At 68.7% G+C, this 23502-nt stretch carries 26 protein-coding genes; 10 read left to right on the top strand and 16 right to left on the bottom strand.

Translation table 11 applies throughout. The annotated features are described in order from the left end of the window. Positions 1-197 precede the first annotated feature (197 nt). Positions 198-698, top strand: a complete 501-nt coding sequence (locus ACTWOL_RS08430) for a phage terminase small subunit P27 family (protein WP_474295961.1) — start codon at positions 198-200, stop codon at positions 696-698. A 76-nt stretch (positions 699-774) separates the two neighbouring features. Here the strand turns inward: ACTWOL_RS08430 and ACTWOL_RS08435 are convergent, their stop codons facing one another. Next, complete coding sequence (locus ACTWOL_RS08435) at positions 775-1587, bottom strand: hypothetical protein (protein WP_474295962.1); 813 nt, start codon at positions 1585-1587, stop codon at positions 775-777. 1373 nt (positions 1588-2960) lie between these two features. Here ACTWOL_RS08435 and ACTWOL_RS08440 point away from each other — a divergent pair. Next, positions 2961-3548 carry a hypothetical protein gene (locus ACTWOL_RS08440; RefSeq protein WP_474295963.1) on the top strand — a complete coding sequence of 196 codons (588 nt, stop codon included), beginning with the start codon at positions 2961-2963 and terminating at the stop codon, positions 3546-3548. Between the two features lie 3 nt (positions 3549-3551). Here ACTWOL_RS08440 and ACTWOL_RS08445 read toward each other — a convergent pair whose 3' ends face one another. Then, positions 3552-3956 (bottom strand): hypothetical protein, encoded by a 405-nt coding sequence (locus tag ACTWOL_RS08445; RefSeq protein ID WP_474295964.1) that lies wholly within the window; start codon positions 3954-3956, stop codon positions 3552-3554. A 395-nt stretch (positions 3957-4351) separates the two neighbouring features. On the opposite strand from ACTWOL_RS08445, the gene ACTWOL_RS08450 reads away from it, so the two are divergent. From ACTWOL_RS08450 to ACTWOL_RS08460, 3 genes are all read left to right on the top strand, one after another. Beyond that, positions 4352-4846 (top strand): hypothetical protein, encoded by a 495-nt coding sequence (locus ACTWOL_RS08450; protein ID WP_474295965.1) that lies wholly within the window; start codon positions 4352-4354, stop codon positions 4844-4846. A gap of 156 nt (positions 4847-5002) precedes the next feature. Then, a complete protein-coding gene (locus ACTWOL_RS08455) occupies positions 5003-5329 on the top strand; it encodes a hypothetical protein (RefSeq protein ID WP_474295966.1) in 327 nt (108 codons plus the stop codon). Beyond that, complete coding sequence (locus ACTWOL_RS08460; RefSeq protein ID WP_474295967.1) at positions 5326-5529, top strand: hypothetical protein; 204 nt, start codon at positions 5326-5328, stop codon at positions 5527-5529. The genes ACTWOL_RS08455 and ACTWOL_RS08460 overlap by 4 nt, the downstream gene beginning before the upstream one ends. Positions 5530-5611: 82 nt before the next feature. Here the strand turns inward: ACTWOL_RS08460 and ACTWOL_RS08465 are convergent, their stop codons facing one another. From ACTWOL_RS08465 to ACTWOL_RS08515, 11 genes are all read right to left on the bottom strand, one after another. Beyond that, entirely contained in the window at positions 5612-5950 is a 339-nt protein-coding gene (locus tag ACTWOL_RS08465; RefSeq protein WP_474295968.1) for a VOC family protein, read from the bottom strand. A gap of 105 nt (positions 5951-6055) precedes the next feature. After that, positions 6056-6487, bottom strand: coding sequence for a metal-sulfur cluster assembly factor (locus ACTWOL_RS08470; protein WP_474295969.1), 432 nt, complete (start codon positions 6485-6487; stop codon positions 6056-6058). Continuing rightward, the gene (gene sufU, locus ACTWOL_RS08475; protein ID WP_474295970.1) at positions 6484-6966 is read right to left on the bottom strand and encodes a Fe-S cluster assembly sulfur transfer protein SufU; all 483 of its coding nucleotides are present in this window, start codon (positions 6964-6966) and stop codon (positions 6484-6486) included. Before sufU ends, ACTWOL_RS08470 begins: the two co-directional genes overlap by 4 nt. An 11-nt stretch (positions 6967-6977) precedes the next feature. Then, a complete protein-coding gene (locus ACTWOL_RS08480) occupies positions 6978-8246 on the bottom strand; it encodes a cysteine desulfurase (RefSeq protein ID WP_474295971.1) in 1269 nt (422 codons plus the stop codon). Continuing rightward, a complete protein-coding gene (gene sufC, locus ACTWOL_RS08485) occupies positions 8243-9007 on the bottom strand; it encodes a Fe-S cluster assembly ATPase SufC (protein ID WP_474295972.1) in 765 nt (254 codons plus the stop codon). Before sufC ends, ACTWOL_RS08480 begins: the two co-directional genes overlap by 4 nt. 7 nt (positions 9008-9014) lie before the next feature. Then, positions 9015-9332, bottom strand: coding sequence for a non-heme iron oxygenase ferredoxin subunit (locus tag ACTWOL_RS08490; RefSeq protein ID WP_474295973.1), 318 nt, complete (start codon positions 9330-9332; stop codon positions 9015-9017). Then, positions 9332-10528: a Fe-S cluster assembly protein SufD gene (gene sufD / locus ACTWOL_RS08495; RefSeq protein ID WP_474295974.1), complete on the bottom strand. Its 1197-nt coding sequence runs from the start codon at positions 10526-10528 to the stop codon at positions 9332-9334. The genes ACTWOL_RS08490 and sufD overlap by 1 nt, the downstream gene beginning before the upstream one ends. 64 nt (positions 10529-10592) lie before the next feature. Then, the gene (gene sufB / locus ACTWOL_RS08500) at positions 10593-12014 is read right to left on the bottom strand and encodes a Fe-S cluster assembly protein SufB (RefSeq protein ID WP_474295975.1); all 1422 of its coding nucleotides are present in this window, start codon (positions 12012-12014) and stop codon (positions 10593-10595) included. Next, positions 12011-12787 carry a helix-turn-helix transcriptional regulator gene (locus ACTWOL_RS08505; protein ID WP_474295976.1) on the bottom strand — a complete coding sequence of 259 codons (777 nt, stop codon included), beginning with the start codon at positions 12785-12787 and terminating at the stop codon, positions 12011-12013. Before ACTWOL_RS08505 ends, sufB begins: the two co-directional genes overlap by 4 nt. Before the next feature lie 137 nt (positions 12788-12924). Further along, positions 12925-13371, bottom strand: coding sequence for a YidB family protein (locus ACTWOL_RS08510; protein WP_474295977.1), 447 nt, complete (start codon positions 13369-13371; stop codon positions 12925-12927). Between the two features lie 62 nt (positions 13372-13433). Continuing rightward, on the bottom strand, positions 13434-14231 hold the full coding sequence (locus tag ACTWOL_RS08515; RefSeq protein WP_474295978.1) for a DUF72 domain-containing protein: 798 nt from the start codon (positions 14229-14231) through the stop codon (positions 13434-13436). Positions 14232-14350: 119 nt separating this feature from the next. Here ACTWOL_RS08515 and ACTWOL_RS08520 point away from each other — a divergent pair, with 119 nt between their 5' ends. The 3 genes from ACTWOL_RS08520 to ACTWOL_RS08530 all read left to right on the top strand — a co-directional run bounded on the left by ACTWOL_RS08520 (position 14351) and on the right by ACTWOL_RS08530 (position 17154). Then, on the top strand, positions 14351-15277 hold the full coding sequence (locus ACTWOL_RS08520; RefSeq protein WP_474295979.1) for an ABC transporter ATP-binding protein: 927 nt from the start codon (positions 14351-14353) through the stop codon (positions 15275-15277). Beyond that, the gene (locus ACTWOL_RS08525; RefSeq protein WP_474295980.1) at positions 15274-16092 is read left to right on the top strand and encodes an ABC transporter permease; all 819 of its coding nucleotides are present in this window, start codon (positions 15274-15276) and stop codon (positions 16090-16092) included. Before ACTWOL_RS08520 ends, ACTWOL_RS08525 begins: the two co-directional genes overlap by 4 nt. A 99-nt stretch (positions 16093-16191) precedes the next feature. Then, positions 16192-17154: a COX15/CtaA family protein gene (locus ACTWOL_RS08530; RefSeq protein ID WP_474295981.1), complete on the top strand. Its 963-nt coding sequence runs from the start codon at positions 16192-16194 to the stop codon at positions 17152-17154. Here the strand turns inward: ACTWOL_RS08530 and ACTWOL_RS08535 are convergent. The 3 genes from ACTWOL_RS08535 to ACTWOL_RS08545 all read right to left on the bottom strand — a co-directional run bounded on the left by ACTWOL_RS08535 (position 17141) and on the right by ACTWOL_RS08545 (position 19880). Further along, a complete protein-coding gene (locus ACTWOL_RS08535; RefSeq protein ID WP_474295982.1) occupies positions 17141-18277 on the bottom strand; it encodes an amidohydrolase family protein in 1137 nt (378 codons plus the stop codon). The genes ACTWOL_RS08530 and ACTWOL_RS08535 overlap by 14 nt on opposite strands. A gap of 158 nt (positions 18278-18435) precedes the next feature. Then, positions 18436-18789, bottom strand: a complete 354-nt coding sequence (locus tag ACTWOL_RS08540) for a hypothetical protein (protein ID WP_474295983.1) — start codon at positions 18787-18789, stop codon at positions 18436-18438. Between the two features lie 128 nt (positions 18790-18917). Then, on the bottom strand, positions 18918-19880 hold the full coding sequence (locus tag ACTWOL_RS08545) for a heme o synthase (protein ID WP_474301118.1): 963 nt from the start codon (positions 19878-19880) through the stop codon (positions 18918-18920). 363 nt (positions 19881-20243) lie between these two features. On the opposite strand from ACTWOL_RS08545, the gene tkt reads away from it, so the two are divergent. Together tkt and tal are read left to right on the top strand one after the other, a co-directional pair. Further along, positions 20244-22346, top strand: a complete 2103-nt coding sequence (gene tkt / locus ACTWOL_RS08550; RefSeq protein ID WP_474295984.1) for a transketolase — start codon at positions 20244-20246, stop codon at positions 22344-22346. 34 nt (positions 22347-22380) lie between these two features. After that, positions 22381-23499, top strand: coding sequence for a transaldolase (tal, locus tag ACTWOL_RS08555; RefSeq protein WP_474295985.1), 1119 nt, complete (start codon positions 22381-22383; stop codon positions 23497-23499). The last annotated feature ends 3 nt before the right edge of the window (positions 23500-23502 follow it).

Below are 23502 nucleotides of genomic sequence, written 5' to 3' on the forward strand. Positions count from 1 at the left end.
CAGCACGCCATCAGCCCGGTGGATTTGCTGCGGAAGCACGTTCGCGCCGTGAATCGGCCGAGCGCCCACCGTTCTGACCAGGGGGGCACTCCCGGCTCCCCTGCCAAATGAGCGGCAGTGAGCGCACAAACTCTCGCCGCGACTAAAGCCGTTTGCGCGGGCCTGTTGCGCTGCCCGCATACAGAAAGGATTTGACCATGGCTGACCCATGGCGCAAGAAACCCGCACTGCAAGTTGTTCGGGAAGGCAACCCCGGAAAGCGTCCCGTACCGCAGAACGCTGCCGTACCGCCCTCGGAACTCGCCGAGCCCGATTGGCGCGAGACCTTCCGCAGCGTCAACGATCCGAAACAGGAATCCGTGAACTCCCGCTGCCGAGCGGTCGCCTCACGGGAATGGCAACGCGTCGTCCCTGTGCTGAAACTCGCGGTCGGACTCGGCGAGGTAGATACCACGGTCCTTAAGGACTACTGCATATCCGCCGCGCGAATCGACCAATGCGAGCGCGAGCTATCAGAGAATGGCTTGCTCGTCCGGGGCGAGCGAGGGTGGCAGAAGAACGGCGCTACCACCATCGCGGGGCAATACCGTTCCCAACTCGCGCGCTACATCAGAGAGTTGGGTCTCTCACCGAGCGCACGCACCGCCATCGCGGCCCCCGAGCCTGACGACGATGACAGCTCGGACGTGTGGGACTGACTCGTAGCAATACAGAACCCCCGTGCTCGTCACCCACGCCAGGACGGCGAGTGCGGGGGTTTTCTTAGTTTTCAGATCAAACCGCTACTGACGGAGGGGCAACAAGACGCGCACGCTCATAGAGGTTCCTAGCAGCTTGATTCTTTAGGTAAGGGCGAATTCGAGCCTGCATTCTGGAAATACTTTGGTCACACTGCCCCGATTGCACATGGGGATAGATCTCGACAACTTTGACCCACGTAGCACAGGCGCTCTCAAGATAACCGATCTCCAGTTGGCGTTCAGCAAGCATTGAGAGATAGCGGATTCGATTCCTTTTGAAGGAGGTGTGCCGTAGCTTATCTGACTCTTCCAGTTCCTTGACCGATCCGCGAATATCCCCTAGTTCATAGCGAACCTGGCCTGCATGGTAAGTGAGCGACGAAGGGTTATATGAGCCGAAAGTCTTCGCCTGCGACTCGGCCTTTTCCATCGCCACTTCAGCCTCTCGGAGGTACATCAGCGCTCTCGTCCGTTCCCCAAGCTGCGCGGATGCGTGCGCTTGTTGCCCGGCCAAGAAGGCACGCATTCGGGGGCCAGCCTGGGGCGAAGCGGAAGCGGCGGCGTCGGCAAGGCGTATGGCTGCTTGTCCGTGCCGTAGGTCAACGGCTTGGACGCTCATTCCTCGTAGCGTGGTGCAGTAGGTTAGGTGGTCCTCTGAAGCCCCTGCTAGTTCTAGCGCTTTCAGGTAATACTGTTGCGCTAGGCCATGAACGCCTTCATCAACGGCCATGTATCCGGTGAGGTAGCAAAGATCGGAAGCGGCCGACATCATCGCCTTGCGGACTCCTTCCGATGCGTCGGCTCGGAGGTAGGGGGCAACCGTATTTACGAGGAATGCTGCTGCCATCGGTCGGGCGTGCCGACCCCCGAATTGGTCATCCAAGTCGGATACGCGCTCCGTCATGGCAATGACCATATCTACCTCAGCCATTCCTATGCGCTGGGTCTTTCCAGTCTGAATCGCTTCCATGCGGCCCACAACATCGGGCCAATTGGGGACGGTTAGCGCAACGGAGAAAAGCCCTGCACTTAGGACGCTTCGGCGGGACGGGTCCATATCTTGCCTCCCGAGGTCTACCAGCCCTTCCACGGTAGTCGGATGGCTGTTGGACTCTTCCGGGGGTGCCGGGAATCCTGCCTCGGTGTGCGTGACGGGACGGAGCAGTCGCCGGGCGAGTGCTTCCAGGATCAGCGGCCGAACGGATTCCTTCGGGAGGTGGCCGTTCAACCACTGGTGTACCGAGGGCTGTTGGTACTTGAGAGGGGTTCCGCGTTCGGTTCCGATGCGGTTCACCTCTTGGGCGAACTGCCGCAGGGTCCACCCGCTCTCGCGGTACAGCCGCTCAAGTCCGGCGTTCGGCTGTCGTGTCGTCACTGGTCCCCAACTCCCGTGCTCTGACTGCTTAACGCTCTTAACTCCTGCCCTCTTCCCAACGGTACCGCTGTGCGTGGTCGGACGGTTGCCTAGTGCGAGCACGGCCACCGCAAGGGATGACACCGTAAGGAGGGCCCGGACATGGAGAAGCACGCACGAACGGCCACGGGGAACCCCGAGCGGTCCAGTGCGGGGATACCGGTTCGGGCCTACTGGTGCGAAGTGCTCGCCGAAGGAGAGGTGTACGGGACGCGCGAAACGGTTCCGTACGTCCTTGGCACCTTCCATACGATCTCACCGAAACTCGCACTGCGGTGGTTACGGAGCGAGGCCGAGCACATCGCGGACCGGCTTGACCCTGACCCGGAGCGTTCCGCGTGGGTACAACCGTGGATGCGCGTGGACGTGGTGCCTGTGCCCGACTGCCCTACGGAGTTCCGTTTCTGGGCTGAGGACGCCGAGGAGCACCAGACCGCCTGGGACCAGCTCCGGGAAGGTGCGCCCCTCTCGGTGGTCGTCCCGGACAGAGGGTGTCGGTTCACCCTGACCGCATGGCCTCTGTTCGTTCCCTCGCTGCCTGCCATTGATCGGCAGCCCACAAGCCCCCGCCCTAGTCGCACGAGCCACAGGAAGGCCCGTCGCACGTCGGGTTGGCTTGTCCCCTTTCTGCGACCAGGGCGGGCCGCAACATCCCACCGCTTCCGCCCCGGCGGGGACTTTCCGGGGCGCCGGTAACCATCACGGCCGGTAGCCCAACCGAGGGCGGATCGCTCGACCCCGCGTGACGAACGGGGCGGGGCTGAGCACTCGAACACAACCGCGAAAGACGAGCGAAGGAGAACAGCGTGAACACCCTTCCCCATGTGGAGCGCGTCGCCAAGCGTGCTCGGGAGATCCTGACGGCCATCGAGGCGGACCCAGAGTTTCCGGCCTTCCAGACGGCCAGCCTCAAGTACGACGCAGATTGGCAGTGCTTCACCGGTTCCGTGGTCGTCGCGGAGTACGACCAGGAGAAGGACAAACACGGCCTGTTCGCGGAAGGGCTCAAGGCCCTGTGCCTCAAGGCCGCCGTGTTCGAGATGACCGGCGACGAGCGCGCGGCGGAAATCTCCGTCGCCGTGCCCGTGGACGAGATGACGCACGCGATGATCGCGCAGCCACAGCTTCTGGCCCGTATCACGGCGCGGGTCGGCGTCTCGGTCATCCACCAGACCGACCAGGAGCACACGGACTGGCGGCCCGAGGACTACACCCATCGGGCGTATCGCGCCGCGTGGGGCGAGCTGGACCCACGGCTGTGGCTTCCCGCCGACGAGGTCACCCGCCGGCTCGCGTGGCTCGACCAGAAGTACGCGGCCATGGGGTTCCGCAAGCAGGGGCAGGCGCACAGCTTCACGTTCTCGGCGGACGAACTCGTCGCCGTGCCCGCGTAGCGGCTAGCCGAGGGCCCGCCGCATCACCGTAAGCGGGTCCAACTCGGGAAACCGCTCCCGTACCTGTTCCTGTGCCTGAGAGATCAGGTCATCGAGGAAAACGGGAGCGACGCTCCACAGCACGTCACGCAAGTACGGAACCACTTCGGAAGGGTCGGGCGGTAAATCCAGCTCGACAGCAAGCGGTGCGCCCTCGCTCTTGTAGCGCCCCGCAGGCAGCCCGACCTTTTCGGGGTGGACACAGACCGGTGTTCCGTCGCTCAAGTACCGCTGCCCGTCAGCCTTGTTGAACGGGCATTCCGGGGTCGGGCGCTCGAACACATCGAACTCCCCAACCGGGTGAACGCGCGACGGGCACACCCCGCACGCCAGGTGGTACACGTCGCCGTTCACGAAAGGCTCGGGCATGTCCGGAGCCTAGCTGTCACCACCTCCACAGACGCCCGTTACGGACCGCACCGCCCCCTCACGGGACGAGCACCGAGACGGGATGCAAGACCCGTTGCGGGGCCGCTGGGCGTGTTCGGCAACGGATGAGGGGCCAACCCACGGTGCGCACCGTGCGAGGTCCCGCCCGCCCCGTCCGTGCGCGCCCCGTGGCACATGGGCGGGGCGTCCCTTCCGCTGTCACGTAGAAAGATCAACCGTGCCCGCCCTTTCCCTACGTCGCCGCCTACAGCAACGAGCTTGGCCCCCGAGAGAGTGACTTGTGCATCGAGGTACCGCGTAGCGGCATACCGCACATCGCGTATGTGAAGCCTCGCCCAGAAGACCGAGACGCGCACGGCAACCTGTGGGCCCGCATGACCCGCCCGCCCGAGAGCGAGCGCGGATCCGTCCTCTTTGACAGCATGGACCCGCTGCGTCAGCGCGAGTGCATGCAGGGGCTGCTCTGTCAGGTGTGCGCGAAACCGGCCGAGACGAGTGCGGGCACGTTGTTCGTAGAGTGGGAGCGCTCCGGCGAGCAACCGAAGAGACTCGACCGGATCACGACCGACGCGCCCCCCGTGTGCCGGACGTGCCTCCCACTGGCGTTCCGAGCATGCCCGTTCCTACGGGGCGAGAAAACCGCCGTGGTGCTGCTCGCCCGTAAGTCCGTGCTGAGTGGGGTGTCAGGCACGGTCTACCGCGTGGGCGATGACTTGGAAGCCTGGATTCCGTCCGAGCAAGACGTGTATTCCAGCTTCAACAAGCGCCGATACCCGGGGATGCTCGCCCAACGGCTTTACCGCAAGTTGCGGAGCGTGAGCGTGCTGGACCTGGAGAACCTTCCGACCGAGCTAGCACCTACGCCATAGCTGGCTAGCCACGGTCGAGCCTCACGCGTGGCCCTGGCGCTCGCCCTTGGCCTGTCGCTCGGCGACAGACGGCCCCATTCAGTAAAGCGCCCCGGAAGACCGCTGGTATCGGTCCGCCGGGGCTCCGCCGAAACAGCTTTAGGGAGCTGAAACGACATGCGCGACTCTATCGCCCGCGCCCTTTCCTGGGTGCTCGCCTTAGTCGTCCCCCGCAAGCCCGGACGCCACAGCGCGGAGTATCTCACCGCGAACAAGCCCGAACCCGCCCCTGTCAGTCCGTGGTTACGTCCCTGGACCGGACCGACCAAAGAGGAAGCTGCCGAGTTCTTCCGGCAGCAAGCCGAATCCACGCTAGAACTCGGCGTGATCCGCGAGCGTCGCCGCGCGGCAGCCTTAGCCACGCTCGGCGTCGACTACCCGTACACCTACGACGGAGCACCGTTCGGTCCTGACGCGTTCGCCGCTGCGGGGGTGACCGCATGAGTGTCGACGAACTGTTCCCCGTAGTCCTCAGTGGACGAGTTGCGCTCTGTGTCGAGTGCAAGACCGTGACGCGCGCTGCGATTCCCGTCCGCTACATACAGAGCAACAGCGGTCCCGGGACGACCCTCTACGCGTGCCCTGACCATGCCGTGAAGCTCGGGGCGGGCCCGACCCCCGAGGACGAGCTACGCGCCCTGTAGAACTGCGTGCAGACAGCAAAACGCCCCGTGCGGCCCAACTGCCGTGCGGGGCTCTGTCGTTGGTGCTGACGTGCGCGTATGCTCAGAACTGGTAGTCGGAAGTGTTGGGGTCCGTGAGCACCACCCAGCTCACGTCCGCGCCCTGCCCCACGTCGGCCCTCCGCGCCCCGAGGCCGAGGATCCGCTCCACCTCGGCGTCCTGGTCGTCCGGCGCCAGATCGATATGCAGCCGGTTCTTGACGGTCTTGCGCTCCGGCACCGGCACGAAGCACATGCCGGGCATCGCGTACTCGTCGGCGCCGATGACGACCACGTCCTCGGCTTCGTCGAGCACCTTCCAGTCGAGGACCTGACACCAGAAGCGGGCAAGGCCCGGCAGATCACGGGCATCGACGACGAGGTGGTACAGACGGACGGCCATGCCCTCCAGTGTGCCTGGGGGTCCCCCCTGCTCGAAGAGCTTGGGGGAGGGCATGGCCGTCGTCGGTATCCGGCTGTGCCGGGATGTCGCAGCGGACCCGGTGGGTCAGACGTTGAAGCCGAGGGCGCGCAGCTGCTCACGCCCGTCGTCCGTGATCTTGTCCGGGCCCCACGGCGGCATCCAGACCCAGTTGATCTTCAGCTCGTTGACGATGCCGTCCGTCGCCGACTTCGCCTGGTCCTCGATGACATCGGTCAGCGGACAGGCCGCGGACGTCAGCGTCATGTCCAGGGTGGCGATGTTGGAGTCGTCGATGTGGATGCCGTAGATCAGTCCGAGGTTGACGACGTCGATGCCCAGCTCGGGGTCGACGACGTCGTAGAGGGCCTCGCGGACCTCCTCCTCGGACGCCTTCGAACCCGCCGGCCGCTCGGCCGGGGGCGCGAAGGTCGACTCGTCCGGCCACTCCTGCTCCGTCGTGCCCCCGGCGCCGGCCGTGGTCTCGGCGCTCGTCATGGTCTCGGCGTTCTCACTCATGCGGTCTTCCCTTCGGACAGCTCCGACAGCTCGGACTGCTCGGACAGCGCCTGGGCCGTCGCGTCCTTCCACGCCATCCAGCTCAGCAGGGCGCACTTCACCCGAGCCGGATACTTCGAGACACCGGCGAACGCGACCGCGTCCTCCAGCACCTCCTCCATCGCGTCGTCGGGCTCGATCTGGCCCTTGGACTGCATCAGCTCCAGGAAGGTCGCCTGGATCTTCTGCGCCTCGGCCAGCTCCTTGCCGACGAGCAGTTCGTTCAGCACGGACGCCGAGGCCTGGCTGATGGAGCAGCCCTGGCCCTCGTAGGAGACGTCCTCGATGCGCGAGCCGTCGTACTTCACGCGCAGGGTGATCTCGTCGCCGCAGGTCGGATTGACGTGGTGTACCTCGGCGTCACCGTCCCGCAAGCCCCGCCCGTGCGGGTGCTTGTAATGGTCCAGAATCACGTCCTGGTACATCGAATCAAGCTTCACGCGTCAGTCCTTCATCCGAAGAAGTCACGGACGTGCTCCAGGCCGTCGACCAAGGCGTCCACCTCGGCCGGCGTGGAGTACAGATAGAACGACGCCCGCGTGGTCGCAGGAATTCCGTACCGCAGGCAGACGGGCCGTGCGCAGTGGTGGCCGACACGGACCGCGATGCCCTGCTCGTCGAGCACCTGCCCCACGTCGTGCGGGTGGATGTCGCCGAGCACGAACGAGATCGCCGCACCGCGGTCCTCTGCCGTGACCGGGCCGATGATCCGCAGGTCGGGGACCTCCTGGAGGCGCCGGACCGCGTACTCGGTGATCGCGTGCTCATGCTGGGCGATCTTGTCCATGCCGATCGAGGTGAGGTAGTCCACGGCCGCGCCGAGGCCGACGGCCTGGGCGATCGGGGGCGTGCCCGCCTCGAACTTGTGCGGCGCGGGAGCGTACGTCGACGAGTGCATCGAGACGGTCTCGATCATCTCGCCGCCGCCCAGGAACGGCGGCAGGTCCTCCAGCAGCTCCTGGCGGCCCCACAGCACACCGATACCGGTCGGGCCGCACATCTTGTGGCCGGTGAAGGCCACGAAGTCGGCACCCAGGGCCTGCACGTCCAGCGGCATGTGCGGAGCGGCCTGTGAGGCGTCGATGAGGACGAGCGCGCCGACCTCCTGTGCCCGGCGGACGATCTGCTCGACCGGGTTGAGCGTGCCCAGGATGTTGGAGACCAGCACAAAGGAGACGATCTTCGTCTTCTCGGTGATGACCTCGTCGATGTTGGACAGGTCGAGCCGGCCGTCGTCGGTGAGACCGAACCACTTCAGCTTCGCCCCGGTGCGCTGCGCCAGCAGCTGCCACGGAACGATGTTGGAGTGGTGCTCCATCTCGGTGATGACGATCTCGGTCTCGCTGTCCACGCGGTAGGGCTCATCGGCCCAGCCGAGCATGTTCGCCACGAGGTTCAGCGACTCCGAGGCGTTCTTGGTGAAGATCACCTCGTTGCGGCTGGGCGCGTTGATGAAGGCGGCGACCTTGTCGCGGGCACCTTCGTACAGCGCGGTGGCCTCTTCGGCGAGCACATGCACACCGCGGTGGACGTTGGCGTTGTGCTGCTCGTAGTACTCGCTGAGCACGTCGAGCACCTGGCGCGGCGTCTGGGACGTCGCCGCGTTGTCCAGGTAGACGAGCTTCTTCCCGTCGTGCAGGACGCGGTCCAGGATCGGGAAGTCCTTACGGAGCGCCTCGGTGTCGAGGAGGCCGGGGAGCCCCTGGCGGGGATGGGTCACGCGGATACGCCACCCTTCACATATGCCTCGTAGCCCTCGGCCTCCAGCTTGTCCGCGAGCTCGGGGCCCCCGGACTCGGCGATGCGGCCGTTCGCGAACACGTGCACGTGGTCGGGCTTGATGTAGCGGAGGATCCGCGTGTAGTGCGTGATCAGCAGGGTGCCGACCTCGCCGGTCTCGCGGACCCGGTTGACTCCTTCGGAGACGACGCGCAGCGCGTCGACGTCCAGACCGGAGTCGGTCTCGTCGAGGATCGCGATCTTCGGCTTGAGAAGCTCCAGCTGGAGGATCTCGTGGCGCTTCTTCTCACCGCCGGAGAAGCCCTCGTTGACGTTGCGCTCGGCGAAGGAGGCGTCCATGGCGAGCTGCTCCATCGTCTCCTTGACCTCCTTCACCCAGGTGCGCAGCTTGGGGGCCTCGCCGCGGATCGCGGTGGCGGAGGTGCGCAGGAAGTTGGAGACCGAGACACCGGGGACCTCGACCGGGTACTGCATGGCGAGGAACATGCCGGCGCGGGCACGCTCGTCGACGGACATCTCCAGGACGTCCTCGCCGTCCAGGGTCACGGAGCCACTGGTGATCGTGTACTTGGGGTGGCCCGCGAGGGAGTAGGCGAGGGTCGACTTGCCGGAGCCGTTGGGCCCCATGATGGCGTGGGTCTCCCCCTGCTTCACGGTCAGGTCGACGCCCTTGAGGATCTCCCGCGGGCCGTTCTCGGCCTCGACGGAGACGTGCAGGTCGCGGATTTCAAGCGTTGCCATGGGTGACTCAGGACTCCTGGGTGACGGAGACGAGCACATCGTCCCCTTCGATCTTGACGGGGTATACGGGGACGGGTGACGTCGCGGGAAGGCTGTCGGGCTTGCCTGTGCGGAGGTCGAAGCTGGAGCCGTGCAGCCAGCACTCGATGTGGCAGTTCTCCACCTCGCCCTCGGAGAGCGAGACGTTCGCGTGCGAGCAGATGTCGTTGATCGCGAACACCTCGCCCTCGGTGCGGACGACGGAGACCGGCGTGCCGTCGAGTTCCACCCTCTTCGGGGTGTCCTCCTCCAGCTCGCTCAGCCCGCAAGCTCGGACGAAGGCCATCAGACGGACGCCTCCAGCTCGGCCTCGATCTTGGCGATGAGGCGCTCCTCCACGTCCGGCAGGCCGATCTGCTGGACCAGCTCGGCGAAGAAGCCGCGGACGACCAGGCGGCGGGCCTCGGCCTCCGGGATACCGCGGGCCATCAGGTAGAAGAGCTGCTCGTCGTCGAAGCGGCCGGTGGCGGAGGCGTGTCCGGCGCCGACGATCTCGCCGGTCTCGATCTCCAGGTTCGGCACCGAGTCGACCCGCGCGCCGTCCGTGAGGACGAGGTTGCGGTTCATCTCGTAGGTGTCGGTGCCCTCGGCCGTGGCCTCGATGAGCACGTCGCCGATCCAGACGGCGTGGGCGCCGTCGCCCTGGAGCGCGCCCTTGTAGACGACGTTCGACTTGCAGTGCGGCGTGTTGTGGGTGACCAGGAGTCGGTGCTCCTGGTGCTGACCGGAGTCGGTGAAGTACAGACCGAAGAGCTCGGCCTCGCCGCCCGTGCCCGCGTACGACACACGCGGGTGGAGCCGTACGACGTCGCCGCCGAAGGTGACGACGACGGACTTGAAGGAGGCGTCCCGGCCGACCAGCGCGTTGTGCTGACCGACGTGGACGGCCTTGTCGTCCCAGTCCTGGACGGATACGACGGTCAGCTTCGCACCGTCACCGAGGACGAAGTCGACGTTGGCCGCGAGGGCCGCCCGGCCCGTGTGGTCGATGACCACGACGGCCTCGGCGAAGGCTCCGAGCTCGATGTGCTGGTGGCCGAAGGCGGTGGCGAGCTGTCCCTCCGGGGATTCCCCGTGCACCGAGATCCGGATGGGCTCCGAGAGCACGGCCTCCTTGGGGACGGTGACGACCGAGGCCTTCTCGAAGGACGAGTACGCCTGGGCGGCGACCCGGTCCACGGGCTTGCCGGCCGTGCCGAGCCGCGCGTCGTCGCGGCCGACCGTCTCCACGGTGACGCCCTCGGGGGCGCTGATCTCCACGGTCACCCCGCCCGCGGTGGCGACCGCGGTGCCGTCGTGCAGCCCGGCGAGGCGGTCCAGCGGGGTGAACCGCCACTCCTCCTCGCGCCCGTGCGGGACGGGGAAGTCCGCCACGTCGTAGGACGGGGGCGCACTCATGCGCGTGGCGACGGTGGACTCCGCGGCCACCGCGATCGCGCCGGCGGTGGTGGAGCCCGCCGGAATGTTCTGAGCCTCAGCCATGGCTGTCGTTGTGCTCTCTTCCTCGGTCAAAAGTGTGCAGCTGCGTGTCGGGCGCCGGTCCGTGCTAGCCGACGGCCCCTTCCATCTGCAGCTCGATCAGCCGGTTGAGCTCCAGCGCGTACTCCATGGGCAGCTCCTTGGCGATCGGCTCGACGAAGCCGCGCACGATCATCGCCATCGCCTCGTCCTCGGAGAGGCCGCGGCTCATCAGGTAGAAGAGCTGGTCCTCGGAGACCTTGGAGACGGTGGCCTCGTGGCCCATGGACACGTCGTCCTCGCGGACGTCCACGTACGGGTAGGTGTCGGAGCGGGAGATCGTGTCGACCAGCAGCGCGTCACAGAGCACGTTGGACTTCGCGCCCGGCGCGCCCTCGCCGATCTCGATCAGACCGCGGTAGGACGTGCGGCCGCCACCGCGCGCCACCGACTTGGAGACGATGTTCGACGAGGTGTTCGGCGCCATGTGGACCATCTTGGCGCCGGCGTCCTGGTGCTGGCCCTCGCCCGCGAACGCGATGGAGAGCGTCTCGCCCTTGGCGTGCTCGCCCATCAGGTACACGGCCGGGTACTTCATCGTGACCTTGGAGCCGATGTTGCCGTCGACCCACTCCATGGTCGCGCCCTCGTACGCCACGGCGCGCTTGGTGACCAGGTTGTAGACGTTGTTCGACCAGTTCTGGATGGTCGTGTAGCGGCAGCGGGCGCCCTTCTTGACGATGATCTCCACCACGGCGCTGTGCAGCGAGTCCGAGGAGTAGATCGGGGCGGTGCAGCCCTCGACGTAGTGGACGTAGGCGTCCTCGTCGACGATGATCAGCGTCCGCTCGAACTGGCCCATGTTCTCGGTGTTGATCCGGAAGTAGGCCTGCAGCGGGATCTCGACGTGCACGCCCTTCGGCACGTAGATGAACGATCCGCCGGACCACACCGCGGTGTTCAGTGAGGCGAACTTGTTGTCACCGGCGGGGATGACCGTGCCGAAGTACTCCTTGAAGAGCTCCGGGTGCTGCTTCAGAGCGGTGTCGGTGTCCAGGAAGATGACACCCTGTTCCTCCAGGTCCTCGCGGATCTGGTGGTAGACGACCTCGGACTCGTACTGGGCGGCGACACCGGCGACCAGGCGCTGCTTCTCCGCCTCGGGGATGCCGAGCTTGTCGTACGTGTTCTTGATGTCCTCCGGCAGGTCCTCCCAGCTCTCGGCCTGCTTCTCGGTGGACCGCACGAAGTACTTGATGTTGTCGAAGTCGATGCCGGACAGGTCGGAGCCCCAGTTCGGCATGGGCTTCTTGCCGAACAGCTTCAGACCCTTCAGACGCAACTTCAGCATCCACTCGGGCTCGGACTTCTTCGCGGAGATGTCGCGGACGACCTCCTCCGAGAGGCCGCGCTTGGCGGCGGCGCCGGCGGTGTCGGAGTCGGCCCAGCCATATTCGTACTTGCCCAGGCCCTCCAGCTCGGGGTGGGCAGTCTCCGTGGGGAGAGTCATGCGGGGTTCCTCCCGGCCTTGCTTGCAGATGCTGATGTGTCGGTCTTCGTGTGACTGGTGCTGCTGTCGCTCGCGCCAGGGGCCGCCTTCGGGATGAAGGTCGTGCACACTCCGTCGCCGTGGGCGATGGTCGCCAGACGCTGCACATGGGTCCCGAGCAGGCGCGAGAAGAACTCCGTCTCCGCCTCGCACAGCTGGGGATACCGCTCGGCTGCGTGGGCGACCGGACAGTGGTGCTGGCACAGCTGCTCGCCGACCGGGGCCTCACGGGCCGTAGCAGCGTACCCGTCGGCGCTCAAGGCCTTGGCCAGAGCCTCGGTACGGCGCTCGGGGTCGGCGGCCTCGACGGCCGTGCGGTACGCCTCGGACTCGGCTTCGATCCGGTCCCGGGCGAAGGCGGCGACTGCCGCCTCCCCGGCGGCACCGCCGCCGGCCGTGCGCTCGATCCAGCGCAGGGCCTCGACGGCGAGCTTGTCGTACGACTGCTCGAAGGCGTCGCGGCCGCAGTCCGTGAGTGCGAACACCTTGGCGGGACGGCCGCGTGTGCGCGCTCCGTACACCCGCTGCTCCTGGGCGGCGACGACGTCGTCGCCCACGAGTGCGTCGAGGTGCCGGCGGACGGCGGCCTGGGTCAGTCCGAGCCGCTTCGCGAGGTCGGCGACGGTGGAGGGCCCGTGATCCAGGATCGACCGCGCGACCCGGTTGCGCGTCGAGCGCTCCCCGGTCGCGAGCTCCTCCTGGGGGGCCGAATGCCCCGCCTCACCGTTTTTCACAACGCCATTGTTGCGTAATTCCTCGGATCGTGACAAGCCGCGTCCGGCCGCCCGACGGTGCGGTACATCACTTAGGGAAACCTAACCTGACCTGCGGAGACGATCATTCCGGTGCTCCGGCCCGCGGCCGGGACCGGCTACAGCAGGCCCTTCGGCACCTCACCCTGTGGAGTGAGTTTGTCGACGACCTGAGGAAGCACATCGGCGAGCTGGTCGGCGGCTCGCTCGGGTGCGACGCCCGCCTGCTGCGCCACCCGGTCGAGGACCTGGTACGGGAGTGCCTGGGCGAGTTCCGGGCCGCTGACCGGCTCGTTCTCGCCCAGGCCGACCCAGGACCGGACCTTGGCGGCGAGACCGCCTTCGTCGAGCTCGTTCAGCAGTCCCTGGAGCGGGTTGCCGCCGCCCTGGCCGCTGTCGCCGACCTCGCCGAACAGCGAGGCCAGCAGCTTGCCCGCGCCGTCCTGCGCGCTGCCCAGCAGCCCGCCGAGCAGACGCTCCAGATCGTTTTCCGCCATGGCTGTCGCCTTTCCGGAAGGGGTCTCCCACGGGGCGTGACCGTTCTTCCGAGGGGCAGGACCGGTCACCCGTCCAAGCCCATCGAAGGCCTACCCCCGGCGCGCGTGATCGGGCCGCCCCGCGGGACGGTTCACTCGCTTGCGGCCCGGGTCCCGTCGCCCGGCGCACGGAGCGGTCCGGGTGTGCGGGTCACCGTGCGCCCGCACGAGGCCGCGGCACGGGCGAAGGCCGCCGCGTCGCGCACGGCCGACCCGCCCGGATCGTTGTTGAAGAACGCGAAGACGTCGGCCCCGTCCGGCCAGGCGCCGGCGATACGTCCGGCCCAGGACGCCAGCGCCTTGCGCCCGTAGCCCGGCCACGGCTCCGCCCGGCCCTCGTGGAACCGCACGTAGCCCCAGCCGGTGGTCCGCCACAGCGGCGTCAGCGGCCGGGATCCCCTGTCCGCCCAGCACAGGGCCGCGCCGCGGTCCTCCAGCACCCGCCGGACCTCGCCGGTCCACCAGGATTCGTGCCGGGGCTCGACGGCCACCCGCACTCCTCGCGGGAAGCAGCCGAGCACCGCGTCCAGGGCACCGGGGTCGGCTCTGAGGGTCGGCGGCAGCTGGAGCAGCACCGGTCCCAGCCGCTCCCCCAGCCCCCGGGCGTGCTCCATGAGCCGGTCCACGGGCTCCTCGGGGTCGTGCAGCCGCTTGATGTGAGTGAGATAACGGCTCGCCTTCACCGCCATCAGGAAGTCGTCCGGGGTCCGGTCGTGCCAGTCGGCGAAGATCCGGCGCTCGGGCAGCCGGTAGAAGGCGTTGTTGTTCTCGACGACCGCGAAGTGCCGTCCGTACTCCTCGAGCCACAACCGCTGGGGAAGGCCGTCGGGGTAGAGCACACCGCGCCAGTCCTTGTACTGCCACCCGGAGGTGCCGATGAGCACGGGCATGTGGTGCTCCTTCCCCGTGGCCGGCGGCTCACCCGCCTCCCGGTGCCGCCCGGTGCCCTGCCGGCGGGATCCGGACCCGGGGGCCCGGGGACCGGCCGCGGCTCCTTAGACTTCCCCGCATGATGAACGAGTCCGCCGTCCAGGTGCGGAGCCTGGTCAAGCGGTACGGAGCCAAGACCGCGGTGAACGGGCTCGACCTCGACGTCCGCGCCGGCACGGTGACCGCCGTCCTCGGCCCGAACGGCGCCGGCAAGACCACCACGATCGAGACCTGCGAGGGCTACCGCCGCGCCGACTCGGGCACCGTGCGCGTCCTCGGCCTCGACCCGGTCGCCGACGCCGGGCGCCTGCGCCCCCGGATAGGCGTGATGCTCCAGTCCGGTGGTGTCTACTCGGGCGCGCGCGCCGACGAGATGCTCCGGCACACGGCCAGGCTGCACGCCCACCCGCTCGACGTGAACGCCCTGATCGAACGGCTCGGCCTCGGCTCCTGCGGCCGCACGCCCTACCGGCGGCTGTCCGGCGGACAGCAGCAGCGGCTCGCGCTCGCCATGGCCGTCGTCGGCCGCCCCGAGCTGGTCTTCCTCGACGAGCCGACCGCGGGTCTCGACCCGCAGGCCCGCAGGTCCACCTGGGAGCTGGTGCGCGAACTGCGCACGGACGGTGTGACCGTCGTCCTCACCACCCATTTCATGGACGAGGCCGAGGAACTCTGCGACGACATCGCGATCGTCGACGCGGGCCGCGTCGTCGCCCAGGGCAGCCCTGAGCAGCTCTGCCGCGGCGGTGCGGAGAACACGCTTCGCTTCACCGGCCGGCCGGCGCTCGACCTCGGGTCACTGCTGAAAGCCCTGCCCGACGGGACGTCCGCGGCGGAGCTGACCCCGGGGGCGTACCGGATCTCGGGCACCGTCGACCCGCAGCTGCTCGCCACGGTCACCTCCTGGTGCGCACAGCACGGGGTGATGCCGGACGGCATCTCGGTGGAGCGTCACACCCTGGAGGACGTCTTCTTGGAGCTGACCGGGAAGGAGCTGCGTTCATGACCGCCGAGACGACCACGGACGTGACGACGGAGGCGTCGAGCGCGTCGGGCACGTCGGGCGCCTATGCGCCGAAGCCGGGCGCGGCGCCCATCGGACGGATGATCACGGCGCAGGCGGCGCTGGAGACCAGGATGCTGCTGCGCAACGGCGAGCAGCTGCTGCTGACCGTGATCATCCCGTCGCTGCTGCTGGTGCTCTTCTCGACGGTCGACATCGTCGACACGGGCGCGGGCAGCGCCGTGGACTTCCTCGCCCCCGGCATCCTGGCGCTCGCCGTGATGTCCACCGCCTTCACGGGTCAGGCGATCGCCACCGGCTTCGAACGCCGCTACGGCGTGCTCAAGCGGCTCGGTGCCTCACCGCTGCCCCGCTGGGCGCTGATGACGGCCAAGACGCTCTCGGTCCTGGTGACCGAGGTGCTCCAGATCGTCCTGCTGACGCTGATCGCCTTCGCGCTGGGCTGGTCCCCCGGGGGAAGCCCGCTGTCCGTACTGGCGCTGCTCGTCCTCGGCACCGCGGCCTTCTCCGGGCTCGGGCTGCTGATGGCCGGCACGCTGAAGGCGGAGGCGACGCTCGCCGCGGCGAATCTGGTGTTCCTGCTGCTTCTGGTGGGCGGCGGGGTGATCGTCCCGCTCGAGAAGTTCCCGGAGGCGGCCCAGTCGGTCCTCGGCCTGCTGCCGATCTCGGCGCTCTCGGACGGGCTGCGGGACGTGCTCCGGCACGGCGGCGGGATGCCCTGGGGCGATATGGGGATCCTGGCGGTCTGGGCGGTCCTCGGGCTCGGGGCGGCGGCAAGGTTCTTCCGCTGGGAGTGAGCGCGGGGCGCAAGCGGTGCGCTGTCGCCGCACGGCCGTTCGTGCCGGGGCGTCCCCCCTCGTGAAAGCTTGCACAAGCGGCCGCCTACGATAGTCGCCGTGCAAACCCCCCTCGCCTTCATCGCCCGTCGCTGGACTCCGTCCCCCAGGACCGTCCGGCGCGCCGCGCTCTCCGCCGTCGTGATGAGCGTCCTCATCATCGTCACGGGTGGCGCGGTCCGGCTGACCGGCTCCGGCCTCGGCTGCGACACCTGGCCCAAGTGCACGGACAACAGCCTCTTCGCCACACCCGAGCAGGGCATCCACGGCGCGATCGAGTTCGGCAACCGCATGCTGACCTACGTCCTGTCGGCCGCGGTCGGCTGGGCGATCATCGCGGCGCGCTCCACCAAGCCGTGGCGGCGCGGGCTCACCCGGCTCGGGTGGGCCCAGTTCTGGGTCGTGATGAGCAATGCCGTCCTCGGTGGCATCACCGTGTGGGCGGGCCTCAACCCGTGGACCGTCGCCGGTCACTTCCTCGCGGCCAACGCGCTGCTGACGGTGGCCACGCTCACCTGGATCCGGGCGGGCGAGGGCGACGACGCACCGCGCCCGCGGGTGCCGCGTCCGGTGCGGAAGCTTTCGTGGGCGCTGCTGATCTCCTCGGGGCTGCTGATCGCGGTCGGTACGACCGTGACCGGCTCGGGGAAGCACGCCGGCGACAGCAGCGATGTGCCGCGGATGCCGTTCGACTGGGTGGACGCCGCGCATGTGCACGCCGCGCTGGCCTGGCTCGTGTGCGCGCTCGCCGTCGCGATGTGGCTGGTCCTGCGGATGATGGACGCCCCTGATGACACCCGCGCCCGCGCCCGGGAGCTGCTGATCGTGCTGCTGGCCCAGGGCGCCGTCGGCTATGTGCAGTTCTTCACCGATGTGCCCGAACTGCTGGTCGGCACCCATATGCTCGGTTCCTCGCTGATGTGGATCGCGGTGCTCCGGCTGGCGCTGAGTCTGCGCGAGCGCCCGTTCGGCAGCCCTGTGAGCGCAACGCTGCGGGACGACCAGGCGCTCACAGCGGCGTAGGTCCTGCTGTCCGCACGGCCCCGGACGTCACCGTCCGGGCCTGGACGGGCAGTCCGTAGACGCGGCGGGCATTGCCCGACGCGATCATCTCCGCCACCCGCTGGGCGTCCGCGCGGGACCAGGCGCCGTCGGTGACCCAGCCGTTCAGCACCCGCCCCAGTGCCTCACGGAAGATCCGGGCACCGACCACATGGAGCTCGGGCAGCCCTCGCGAACCGCTGGAGAACAGCAGTTTCCCGAACGGAGCCAGCTCCAGGATCTCCGCGAGCACGGAGGCGGCCCCCGCCCCCGTGTGCGCGAGCGCGGGCCCGACGTCGGCGTACACATGCGGGAAGACGCTCGCCAGATGTGCCGCGTGGCGGTGGTACGGATAGCCGTGCAGCAGGACGAGATCCGTGCCGAGACCGGTCGTGGCCGCCGCGAAACCGGTGAGCAGCAGCGGATCGTCGACGCCGACGTGCAGCTGCAGCGGCCGTCCCGCCGCGACGGCGATCCAGAGCAGATGGCGCAGCAGTACGGGGTCGGTGAGCCGGCCGCCCACCCGGCGCCCGGACAGCCAGCGCCCCGTCGCGCCCCGCACCTCGCCCGGCCCCGGCGGTTCCGGGGCGAGAGCGAGTCCGTGCCGTACGCCCGCGACGGAGGTGAGGGCGACCGCGGTCCCCGCCGCGCCATGCACGGCCTCGGCGAGGTTGGCGAGGAAGCCGTCGACGGTGCCCGAGGTGTCGGCGACCTGTTCCGCGAGCTGTTCCAGGCGGGCGATCTCATGCGCCTGCGCGTCGCCCGCCGCGGCGATCTCGGGGAGCCCGGTGATGTCGCCCGGCAGCCCGGTGTCCACGAGATAGGTGGAGATGCCGGTGGCCCGCAGCAGTCGTCTGCCGGATTCCAGGACGCCGAGCTCCCGGCGGCGGGCGAGGTAGTGCGCCGGCGGGCAGTGCGGCTCGAGCCCGAGCAGCGGCGGGCACCAGCGCCGTACGGCGAAGCCCGTCTGGGTGTCGAAGAAGGTCGTGCCCGGCGCGGGCGGCCCGGCGGTCCTGCCCAGATGCGCCTCGAAGGTGCCGAGACCGAGCTCGGTGCGCAGGACGCCGTGGCAGTACTGGTCCACCAAGGACGGCGTGTCGATCATCCGGGGCCTCCCTGCGGGGGACGTGCTTCCACACGTCCTAACGGGTGAGCCCCGCATGAGGTGTTGCACACGGCCCGACGGGCTGTTCCGCGGCATGGTCGGGCCGTCGGTGGCCCGGCGCCCGGGCGTGATGGCCCGGGTGGCGGCCCGGCCGTGCGTCAGCCGTTGGAGGGGCCGCCGACCTGGATGCCCGCCATGCGGGTCCACTCGTAGGGGCCGGTGCGGACCTTCGCCGCGAAGTCGCCGTCGAAGGACTCGTGCATCGTGATGCCGGACTTCTCGGCCGCGCTGGCCGCGATGGCGTACGTCGGGGCCACGAGGTCGCCCCAGCCGCCGTCCTCTCCGACGAGCACGATGCGGGTGCCCCCCTGGCCGATGTACGCGAGCTGGCCCTCGGCGCCGCCGTGCGCCTTGGCGAAGGCGCCGATCTGCTTGGCGAGCTTCGCGGCCCTGCGCTCGGCACGGGCGTCCTGCGGTGGCGTGGTCTCGTCGACCTGCTGGGTGTCTGCCATGACCTGGATGCTACTCGCGGGTAGATCCACTGGCGACCACTGGGCCACGTGGCCTGGGCCACGCCGTGCCCGCACCGTACGGCGCCGGGCTGCTGCCCGCGCGCCCGCACCTCAGCGCAGGAACGGCCTCAGCGCAGGAACGGGTCCACGGCCACCGCGACGAACAGCAGCGAGACATAGGTGATCGACCAGTGGAAGAGCCGCATCTCCTTGAGCTTGCCGCCCCTGGCGCCCGCCTTCGCGCGGTTCTGCAGCGCGTGCGCCTCCCACAGCCACCAGCCGCCCGTCGCCAGGGCGACCGCCGTGTAGAACCAGCCGGTGTAGCCGAGCGGCGTCAGCAGCAGCGAGACGACGACCATCACCCAGCTGTAGATCACGATCTGGCGGGCGACGACCTTGTTGGAGGCGACCACGGGGAGCATCGGCACACCGACGCGCGCGTAGTCCTCCTTCACCTTCATCGACAGCGGCCAGTAGTGCGGCGGCGTCCAGAAGAAGATGACCAGGAAGAGGATGACCGCCGCCCACGACATCGAGTTCGTGACGGCGGACCAGCCGATCAGTACCGGCATACAGCCCGCGATGCCGCCCCAGACGATGTTCTGCGCGGTGCGCCGCTTCAGCAGCATCGTGTAGACGACGACGTAAAAGAGGAGCGCGCCGAGCGCGAGCGCGGCCGACAGCCAGTTGACGAGCAGCCCGAACCAGAGGGTGGAGACCACCGCGAGGGTGAGGCCGAAGACCAGGCCCTCGCGCGGCGAGACCATCCCGGTCACCAGCGGACGCTGCGAGGTGCGGTCCATGAGCGCGTCGATGTCGCGATCGATGTACATGTTGAGCGCGTTGGCGCCGCCTGCCGAGAGGTATCCGCCCACGCAGGTGGCGACCACCAGCCAGAGGTCCGGCACCCCCTGGGCTGCCAGGAACATCACGGGAACCGTGGTGATCAGCAGCAGTTCGATGATCCGCGGCTTGGTGAGCGCCACGAATGCCTTGACGCGGGCACCCAATGGCCGATGGCCCCCTGGGCCGGTGGTCAAGACGACCCCTGCGGGCCGGGACTCGACGGCCGTCACGCACACCCCTGACAGAGAATTCCCAGCAAGCCTCGAGAGCGGCCCCTCCCGTGCCCGAAGGCTGTGGGGGTATCAGCATCCGTGAGGACTCGCGCGTACCACGCCACTCTAGACGCTGGCCGCATGCCGATCTTCGCGGGGGTGGGGTCGTGTTGAGCGCTCCGCGGAGACGGCACGTATTGAGCGGCGGGAGCGACGGGATCACCGACAGGAGGCGAAGTCGGGCCCATGAGCGCACCCTGGCAGTGTCGGCCGTGTCCGAGGGGAGAGACGTGCTCTCGAAGGGATGCCCGCTGCTGCGAGGGTAGGCTCGACAGCGCCCGGTACACCTGTTCAGTCACCGGGCCCCGAACATGTGGAGAGGAGCCCTGACCCAGGGTGAGCACCAAGCCGACCACCACAGATCTCGAGTGGACCGCGTTGGACCAGCGGGCCGTGGATACCGTCCGTGTCCTCGCCGCTGACGCCGTACAGAAGGTCGGCAACGGCCATCCGGGTACGGCCATGAGCCTGGCTCCCGCGGCGTACGTCCTCTTCCAGAAGCTGATGCGGCACGACCCCGCCGACGCGGACTGGACCGGCCGTGACCGGTTCGTCCTCTCCGCAGGTCACTCCAGCCTGACCCTCTACATCCAGCTCTACCTGGCCGGGTACGGCCTGGAGCTCGACGACCTCAAGGCCTTCCGCACCTGGGGCTCCAAGACCCCGGGCCACCCGGAGTACGGCCACACCGTCGGTGTCGAGACCACGACCGGCCCGCTCGGACAGGGTGTCGCCAACGCCGTGGGCATGGCCATGGCCGCCCGTTACGAGCGCGGTCTGTTCGACCCGGACGCCGCCCCCGGCACCTCGCCGTTCGACCACACCGTCTGGGCCATCGCCGGTGACGGCTGCCTCCAGGAGGGCATCTCCCACGAGGCGTCCTCGCTGGCCGGCCACCAGAAGCTCGGCAACCTGGTGCTGCTGTGGGACGACAACCACATCTCCATCGAGGGCGACACCGAGACGGCCGTCTCCGAGGACACGCTGAAGCGCTACGAGTCCTACGGCTGGCACGTGCAGCGCGTGGAGCAGCTGCCCGGCGGCGACCTCGACCCGGCCGGTCTGTACCGTGCGCTGAAGGCGGCTCAGGAGGAGACCGAGCGGCCTTCCTTCATCGCGGCGCGCTCGATCATCGCCTGGCCCGCTCCGAACGCCCAGAACACCGAGGCGTCGCACGGCTCGGCGCTAGGCGACGACGAGGTCGCGGCCACCAAGCGGGTCCTCGGCTTCGACCCCGAGCAGGCCTTCGAGGTCTCCGACGAGGTCATCGGGCACACCCGCAAGGCCCTCGACCGCGGCCGTGACGCGCGCGAGGAGTGGGAGAAGGGGTTCGCCGAGTGGCGGGCCGCCAACCCCGAGCGCGCCGCCGAGTTCGACCGCGTCCGCGCGGGCGAGCTGCCGGCCGGGTGGGAGGAGAAGCTCCCGGTCTTCGAGGCGGGCAAGGGTGTCGCGACCCGCGCCGCCTCCGGCAAGGTCCTGCAGGCGCTCGGTGCGGTCATCCCCGAGCTGTGGGGCGGCTCCGCCGACCTGGCGGGCTCGAACAACACCACCATCGACAACACCTCGTCCTTCCTGCCGAAGGGCAACCCGCTGCCGGAGGCGAACCCCTACGGCCGCACCGTCCACTTCGGCATCCGCGAGCACGCGATGGCCGCCGTGATGAACGGCATCACGCTGCACGGCAACACCCGGGTCTACGGCGGCACCTTCCTGGTGTTCTCCGACTACATGCGCAACGCCGTGCGTCTGTCCGCGCTGATGCACCTTCCCGTGACGTACGTATGGACGCACGACTCGATCGGCCTCGGCGAGGACGGCCCGACCCACCAGCCGGTCGAGCAGCTGGCCTCGCTGCGCGCCATCCCGGGTCTGAACATCGTGCGCCCGGCCGACGCCAACGAGACCGCCATCGCCTGGCGGGAGATCCTCAGGCGCTGGACGAAGGAGTTCGGTGTGGGCGCCCCGCACGGTCTGGCGCTGACCCGCCAGGGCGTGCCGACGTACGAGCCCAACGACGATGCGGCCAGGGGCGGTTACGTCCTGTTCGAGGCCGAGGGGTCCGGCGGTGAGGCCACGGACGCGCAGGTGGTGCTGATCGCCACCGGCTCGGAAGTGCACGTGGCGGTCGAGGCCCGTGAGCAGCTGCAGGCCGGGGGCATCGCGACCCGGGTCGTCTCGATGCCGTCCACCGAGTGGTTCGAGGAGCAGGACCAGGCGTACAAGGACAGCGTCCTGCCGCCGTCGGTCAAGGCCCGGGTGGCCGTCGAGGCGGGTGTCGGTCTGACGTGGTACCGCTACGTCGGCGACGCCGGCCGGATCGTCTCGCTGGAGCACTTCGGTGCCTCGGCGGACGGCAAGCTGCTGTTCCGCGAGTTCGGGTTCACCCCGGATGCGGTGGCCGCCGCCGCCCGGGAATCGATTGACGCCGCCGCGCGCTGACGCCGGTATACGACCAGTAGGAGATGCAACTCTCATGACAGACGCACTCAAGCGCCTCTCCGACGAAGGCGTGGCGATCTGGCTCGACGACCTGTCGCGCAAGCGGATCACCTCCGGCAACCTCGCCGAGCTCATCGACCAGCAGCACGTCGTGGGCGTCACCACCAACCCGTCGATCTTCCAGAAGGCGATCTCGTCCGGTGACGGCTACGAGCAGCAGCTCGCCGATCTGGCCGTGCGCCGGCTGACGGTCGAGGAAGCCCTGCGGATGATCACGACGGCGGACGTACGGGACGCCGCCGACGTGCTGCGTCCGGTGTTCGACGCCACCGGCGGCCAGGACGGCCGGGTGTCGATCGAGGTCGACCCGCGGCTCGCGCACAACACCGCGGCGACGATCGCCGAGGCCAAGCAGCTGGCCTGGCTGGTGGACCGCCCGAACACGTTCATCAAGATCCCGGCGACCAGGGCCGGCCTGCCCGCGATCACCGAGGTCATCGGCCTCGGCATCAGCGTCAACGTCACGCTGATCTTCTCGCTGGAGCGCTACCGCGAGGTCATGGACGCCTACCAGGCCGGTCTGGAGAAGGCGAAGGCCGCCGGTCTCGACCTGTCGCTGATCCGTTCGGTGGCGTCGTTCTTCGTGTCCCGGGTGGACACCGAGATCGACAAGCGTCTGGACGCGCTCGGCACCGACGAGGCGAAGGGGCTGCGCGGCAAGGCGGCCCTCGCCAACGCCCGCCTCGCCTACCAGGCTTACGAGGAGGTGTTCGCCTCCGACCGCTGGGCCGCGCTGGACAAGGCGGGCGCCAACAAGCAGCGTCCGCTGTGGGCCTCGACGGGCGTCAAGGACCCGGCGTACAAGGACACGCTGTACGTGGACGACCTGGTCGCCCCGGGCACGGTGAACACCATGCCGGAAGCCACGCTCGACGCGACGGCCGACCACGGGCAGATCACCGGCGACACGGTGCGCGGCACCTACGAGCAGGCGCGTGCCGAGCTCGACGCCGTCGAGAAGCTCGGGATCGCCTACGACGACGTGGTGCAGTTGCTCGAGGACGAGGGCGTCGAGAAGTTCGAGGCGGCCTGGAACGACCTGCTCAAGTCGACGCAGGCGGAGCTCGAGCGCCTCACCCCTTCGGAGGGCTGAGCA

The sequence above is a fragment of the Micromonospora sp. IBHARD003 genome, from assembly GCF_056106285.1.